Origin of the sequence: Novosphingobium sp., from assembly GCF_036820275.1 — a bacterium.
In the GTDB taxonomy this organism is placed as follows: domain Bacteria; phylum Pseudomonadota; class Alphaproteobacteria; order Sphingomonadales; family Sphingomonadaceae; genus Novosphingobium.
Genome location: NZ_DAISLT010000029.1, coordinates 1 through 5,545, shown reverse-complemented (window position 1 = coordinate 5,545; position 5,545 = coordinate 1). Strand labels below are relative to the sequence as shown.

Genomic DNA, 5,545 nt, shown 5'->3' with positions numbered 1-5,545 from the left:
CCGCACCCTGCGCGAGTGTCGCCTCCTTGATGTTACCTTCGCCCTCCGGGGCTTTGAGCATGACCCGCTGCTCGTGAAGATCCGTGAGCTTCGGGCCTTTGGCGACCAGCAATGCCCCCTGCCGCCGCGCGGCGTCGACGCCGGTGTAGAAAACGAGGTAAGCGCCGTCTTCGCCTCGCACGACAGTCGGATCCTCGCACCCGCCGGCATCGTCGCGGCTGGGCCCCGGTGTAATCGCGGGTGCATCGTGCATCCGGAAACACCGCCCATCCTCTGAAATCCCGCCCCATATGACTCCGGTCGGGTCGCTTGGTCCCAACGGATTGGGCAGCACGCGAACCAACAGGCGATATTTCTCACCCTCGGTCCAGACGAAGGGGCTCATCAGATCGTAATGGGCAAGCCGGCCCTCTGACCCGGCAATGTCGATCGTCACCTCCTGCAGGTCCTCAACGGCATAAGCGACCATGAGTTCAGGCTCCCTGGGCGGCGGTAAGTGACAGCGCTCCGTCGATAGTCACCGTCGTCCCGGTGATGTAATCTGCAGTGGGTGAAAGCAGGAACAGGATGAGATCGGCTACCTCCTCCGGCATGCCGGCTCGCCCCCAGGGAATCGCGGCCTCTTTGCGCTGCAATTCCTGGGGGTTATCGAGCGCACTCTGGTTCATCGGTGTGAGGATCATACCCGGTGCGATGCCGTTCACCGCAATATGCTTGGGTGCGAGTTCGAGGGCGAGCGTGGCGGTGAGCTGCGCCAAGCCACCTTTCGCGGCGTCATAGTCGGCCCCGCCGGGGCGCGGCGCGCGTTCGTGGATGGAAGAGACGTTGACGATGCGGCCACCGCGCCCCGCACTTTCCAGCGCGCGAACCATGCGACGACAGCTAAGAAACGGGCCGTAAAGATCCACGCGGATCATTCGGTCAAATTGAGCCAGTGCCATATCACGAAGCATGACGCCGGACATGTTCAGGCCAGCCGAATTGACGAGGAGATCGACCTTTCCAAACCGTTGTTCGGCGAAATGGAACAGAGCCTCCACGGCCTGCTCGTCGCTTACGTCCGCCCTCACCGCGGCGGCTTTGCCTCCGCCATCGACGATAGTCGACGCAGCCTCGTTGGCAGCCACGGAATCCGAGAGGTAACCAAGCACGACCGGCACACCGGCTCTGCCCAGCTTTATTGCCGTGGCGCGACCGATGCCGGATTCGCCGCCCGTCACGATCGCAACCGAGGCGTTATCGAATGAAATGTTGAAATACGCCATGCGATTTAGAACGCTTCACGGCGCCCTGAGTGCCTAAGGGCCCCATAGGAACTGGATTATTGCATGGCATGGCATGGCATGGCATGGCGCGCCATCGCCCTAGGTTGGTCGGCATTACGCATTGAAGATAAGGGGATTTTGCTCTCCCGGGCACCCTCGGGCGATTTTACTATCACTCCGAAGTGAAAATGAGGCTCTTCCGTCCTGCCCGGGTTAACCTTCAATTCGACCAAGCCATATTCGGTGAAAGGCCATTTATCGAGCGCGGGGCCTGAGGGCCTAGACGGAGGGTGCCCAGATGTGGATGCCAAGTACGATCAAGCAATGACGAACCTATCAAGCGCGCTCTTTCAACACGTCACGTAGAACGAAGGTTGTGCACATGCGCTTCATACCCGGTAGTCTTTCAGCCAAAGTCCGCCGGAGCGTCTCGAAGCTCTCGAGACCATGTGCCTGAACTCGCAAGCGGTAGGACATGTCGTGGGTCACGAGCAGGCACTCGCGCACCTCAGGACAACGGCGCACCGCCTCTTCGAAACGCGCGCGGTGATCACAAGCTTGATGATCGAGGCAAATATCTACCATCACGTCGATCATACGATCGCCCCGAGTCCCATCACGAACCAGTGCCCAAGATGGAATCTGTTCCCGACACTTGGCGCACGTCGGGCGAAGTGACCTTGACGACCGTAAGATTGCGGCCGCGACCGTTACGATCCGGCCAGGAGATGGCATGGCCTTGCCGCAGCCCAATCAATCCAACTCCAACAGGAGTGAGGATCGATATCCGATTTGCAGCGATGTCCGCTTCACCAGGGTAGACCAGGCGTACGGTCCGGCATGAACCATTCCCCGCGTCCAGAAATTCAACGAGGCAGTTCATCGACACCGTGTGAGCGGGAAGCGCACCAGCACGGTGAATTTGCGCACGCTCCAACTCCTGGAGAAGGAGTTCTGCGACCGCCGGAAAACGATGCCCAGCAGACAGCGCAAGGTTGATGAAAGTCTCGGCCTCATTGTCAATGAGATGAATCGGCGGCCGATTGGCCACCATCTTGATATTCATGATACTGGCTATCCCGCAAGAGAGAGGCAGCTGGACAAAGCAGCGCCCGTTTTCTTGACATCCCCGGGCCTGGTGCGCGCGGCACCGAACCCGGGGCTAGTTGCCTGCGAGAAGCTGCCCCCCGTGATGGGCGAACCGTATGAGGCGAACGAAGCCGTGCATCGCATCAGCATGCCCTGATCAAGCGACCTCGTCAAATGGGTCGCATTCGAACCTTCACCCGCGCAGGTAAAGACAACGAAGGGGCTAGATGCTAGGCAGTGTTCATGTTGTCCATTTTCTCCTCGAGAAAGCCCGAAATCGCGATCGACTTCGGCACCGCAAATGTTCGCATCGTTCATCGCTCCGAAGGCATCCTGTTCGATGAACCATCACTTTGCTGCTTCACTGGCCCGGCGGGCGCAGAGCAACTTCTCGCAGCCGGGAAGAGCGCCCGGGCAATGGTGGACCGGACGCCTGACCACATGCGGATCAAGCGTCCGCTGCGGCGCGGAGTCCTGCAGGATATCGACGCCGCCACTCACATGCTGCGTTACGCGCTGCGGAGTTCAATGGGACGTACGCGCTTGGGCGGCACGGGCGTCCTGATCGGAGTACCTGCCGATGCCACGCAGGCCGAGCGAGCGGCCCTTGTTACTGCGGCGAACGATGCTGGAATCGGCTCGGTCAGGCTCACCCCTGAGCCGCTGGCGGCTGCGATCGGCGCGCAGCTTCCCATCGAGCGTCCTACAGGTACAATGATCGTCGAATGCGGCGCCGGTACGAGCGAAGTGGCCGTCATTTCCCTCGGCGGTATTTGCCGGACCCGTTCGGTACGTGTCGGGGGAGCATCATTGGCTCGTGCCATCGCCGACGACCTGCACCTGCGGCACAAATTGCTCATTGGCGACCTCACCGCAGAGCGCATCATGGAAGAGTATAGCGACCGCTCGCAAAGCACGGAGCGTTCGGCATCCATTGAAGTCAGGGGGCGCAGCCTGCGCACCCAGCTGCCAGCCGTCCTTTCGCTTTCCTGCGAAGAACTGGATATCGTTGCGGAAAAGCATTTCCGCGTCATTATCGAGGCCGTGCGACAGCTTCTCAGCGAAACTCCGCCGGAACTCAGCCATGACATTCTAGTGGACGGGGTAGTTCTGACTGGCGGCGGAGCACTTTCTCCTCTGCTTGCTTCGCTGATGTCCAACGAAACCGGTCTTTCAGTGCGCACGGCCGCTGACACGCGCGAATGTGTCGTTCGGGGTCTGCAGGCCATCCTATTGCACTGAGAGGTGGAATAGCGGATTGGCTTGTCCAGATATTCTCTTAGGATGGTCGCTGAAACCGGCGATGCCCGCCAACAAAGCAGATGTAGGGCACCTTATTTCGGTTCCCTGATAGCTGCCCTCGGTTAACCAAATTACGCACAAACCTGAACAGTCGGCGTGAGGACAATCCGGTCTTAGACATGCAGGCCCGGGAGCGACGGGTTTCGACATTGACCCCTGTCCCAGTTCTGCCACCGGCCAGAACGAGAGATCCGGCACTTCATCGGCCGGCGTCATGCCCCCGGGGCTGTGTGAGGTCGGGTCTCGTCGAAGTCCGTCCGCCACGCCTCGATCTTGCTTGTGGCGTCGTCCAAAGACAAGAACCAGTGCGTGTTCAGGCATTCATCGCGAAGCCGGCCGTTGAAGCTTTCAACGAAGGCATTGTCCGTAGGCTTTCCAGGCCTGCTGAAAGTCCAGCGTGACACGGTTGATGTAGGCCCAATGGTCGAGCCGAGAGATAAACTCCGGGCCATTGTCTACCCTGATCTTATCGGGTGCGCCGCCGCGCTCGAACAGCAGGCGGTCCATGACAGCGACCACCTGTTCGCCCTTGATCCCCTGATCGACATGGATCGCCAAGCACTCACGGGTGTAGGCATCGACTACGGTCAAGGCGCGGAAGCAGTTCGGATGTGCTCGATTGCGGCCGGTTGTAGCGGCAAACCAGACCCATGACGGTAGCCTCACGGTGGCTTTCGTCAGAACACTCAAGAACTTCGATGACACGTCGTGCAATTTTGGCTTTGTTCGCGCTGGAACTGGTGTTTTGTCATGTCTGCCTGCCTTTCACGATGCACTGCCCCCTCTTCGCGAGGGCGCCAAGGCCGGCAGTCCGTTCCGCCGATGTGCGTATCGATCCCGAAAACCGGCGATTCGGCCATCTTCTGCCCGATCGTCCGTTTTGACCACCCGAACAGTAGGCGGCGCACGAGGCGTGCGGAACCACCAATATACCTTTTGCCAAGGCAGGAAGTCATTCGGCGACATCCGCCATCCACCACCTGTTCGGGCCAGATAGCGAAGCGCATCGAGGACATCACGCAGGTCCGTCGCCAGCTTGCGTCCGCGCTTGGCCACAGGCGGGAGGAACGGCTGAATAAACAGCCATTCTTCGTCCATCAGATCGGTCGGGTAGCGCTTCGATCGCTTTTCAAAACCAACCATCCGGTTACGGCTCGCTCGGGTCCACATCCAAAGCTTGCATCACGCCCGTGCCGCCCCATCAACACATTCTCAAACGGTCTCGAACAGCTCCCATAAATTCAGGAATATCATCGATTGGCCAAGCTGGCTCATTGCCTCGCACTGCAGTGCATTCGAGAAAGTCTGTTGGCAAAGTCAAATCAAGAAATTCCATGACGTTGTGGTTATCGTCAAAGTCGATGCTCGAAGAGACTCGGGAGCGGACACTCAGAAGCCCCCTTCCCAGCGTGCGCCATGCCGGACCAGCAGACCAGAATCAGCATCAGGCACGCAAGGAAGGGCAACAGCTTGCGCATCGATCCGTCCCTATCACTCCGCTGCGGCGATCTAACCCCTTCGGGTCGAACTGTGCTCACCTCTAGCCTGCACGATGATCTGGATGCCGCCGGAAATGCCAGGCATCCCCATGATGCCGGCCACGATCAGGTCGGGCAATGTGGTACCCGTGCCGAAGACGCCGACTGCGGCGAGTAGCACCGCAACGGGTTCTCGCTGGCCGAGATTCGCGCCTTGCTTGACATGCCCGGTCAGAAGAGCCGCAACTGCGGGGCGGTCGATGAGATCGCCGCGCCCCGGGGGGCTTACCGAAACCGGAACGGCAGCTTTTCCGGGTACGCGCCAACTACGCTCATCGGACCCGTAGATCTACGGAGCAACATCGCCGGCACGGGCTGCGATCGGCCGGGCCTCGGCCACCAGCGTCGTCA

The 5,545-nt window shown here is 60.0% G+C and carries 6 protein-coding genes and 2 pseudogenes; 2 read left to right on the top strand and 6 right to left on the bottom strand.

Annotation, left to right across the window (positions count from 1 at the left end):
• The 4 genes and pseudogenes from V7066_RS19815 to rnk form a co-directional block, all read right to left on the bottom strand.
• Positions 1-469: pseudogene (locus tag V7066_RS19815) on the bottom strand (glycosidase); the annotation flags it as partial.
• Between the two features lie 4 nt (positions 470-473).
• Complete coding sequence (locus tag V7066_RS19810; protein ID WP_334184703.1) at positions 474-1,265, bottom strand: SDR family NAD(P)-dependent oxidoreductase; 792 nt, start codon at positions 1,263-1,265, stop codon at positions 474-476.
• Positions 1,266-1,601: 336 nt separating this feature from the next.
• On the bottom strand, positions 1,602-1,862 hold the full coding sequence (locus V7066_RS19805) for an Lrp/AsnC ligand binding domain-containing protein (RefSeq protein ID WP_334184702.1): 261 nt from the start codon (positions 1,860-1,862) through the stop codon (positions 1,602-1,604).
• Positions 1,863-1,881: 19 nt separating this feature from the next.
• On the bottom strand, positions 1,882-2,331 hold the full coding sequence (gene rnk / locus V7066_RS19800; protein WP_334184701.1) for a nucleoside diphosphate kinase regulator: 450 nt from the start codon (positions 2,329-2,331) through the stop codon (positions 1,882-1,884).
• Between the two features lie 266 nt (positions 2,332-2,597).
• Here rnk and V7066_RS19795 point away from each other — a divergent pair, with 266 nt between their 5' ends.
• A complete protein-coding gene (locus V7066_RS19795; RefSeq protein WP_334184700.1) occupies positions 2,598-3,596 on the top strand; it encodes a rod shape-determining protein in 999 nt (332 codons plus the stop codon).
• 272 nt (positions 3,597-3,868) lie between these two features.
• Here the strand turns inward: V7066_RS19795 and V7066_RS19790 are convergent.
• Both V7066_RS19790 and V7066_RS19785 read right to left on the bottom strand, forming a co-directional pair.
• A pseudogene (locus V7066_RS19790) lies at positions 3,869-4,253 on the bottom strand (integrase core domain-containing protein); the annotation flags it as partial.
• Between the two features lie 168 nt (positions 4,254-4,421).
• Positions 4,422-4,799: a transposase gene (locus V7066_RS19785; RefSeq protein ID WP_442947350.1), complete on the bottom strand. Its 378-nt coding sequence runs from the start codon at positions 4,797-4,799 to the stop codon at positions 4,422-4,424.
• 531 nt (positions 4,800-5,330) lie between these two features.
• On the opposite strand from V7066_RS19785, the gene V7066_RS28810 reads away from it, so the two are divergent.
• Positions 5,331-5,545 (top strand): hypothetical protein (locus tag V7066_RS28810; protein ID WP_442947353.1); only part of this gene is annotated, 215 nt, incomplete at its 3' end.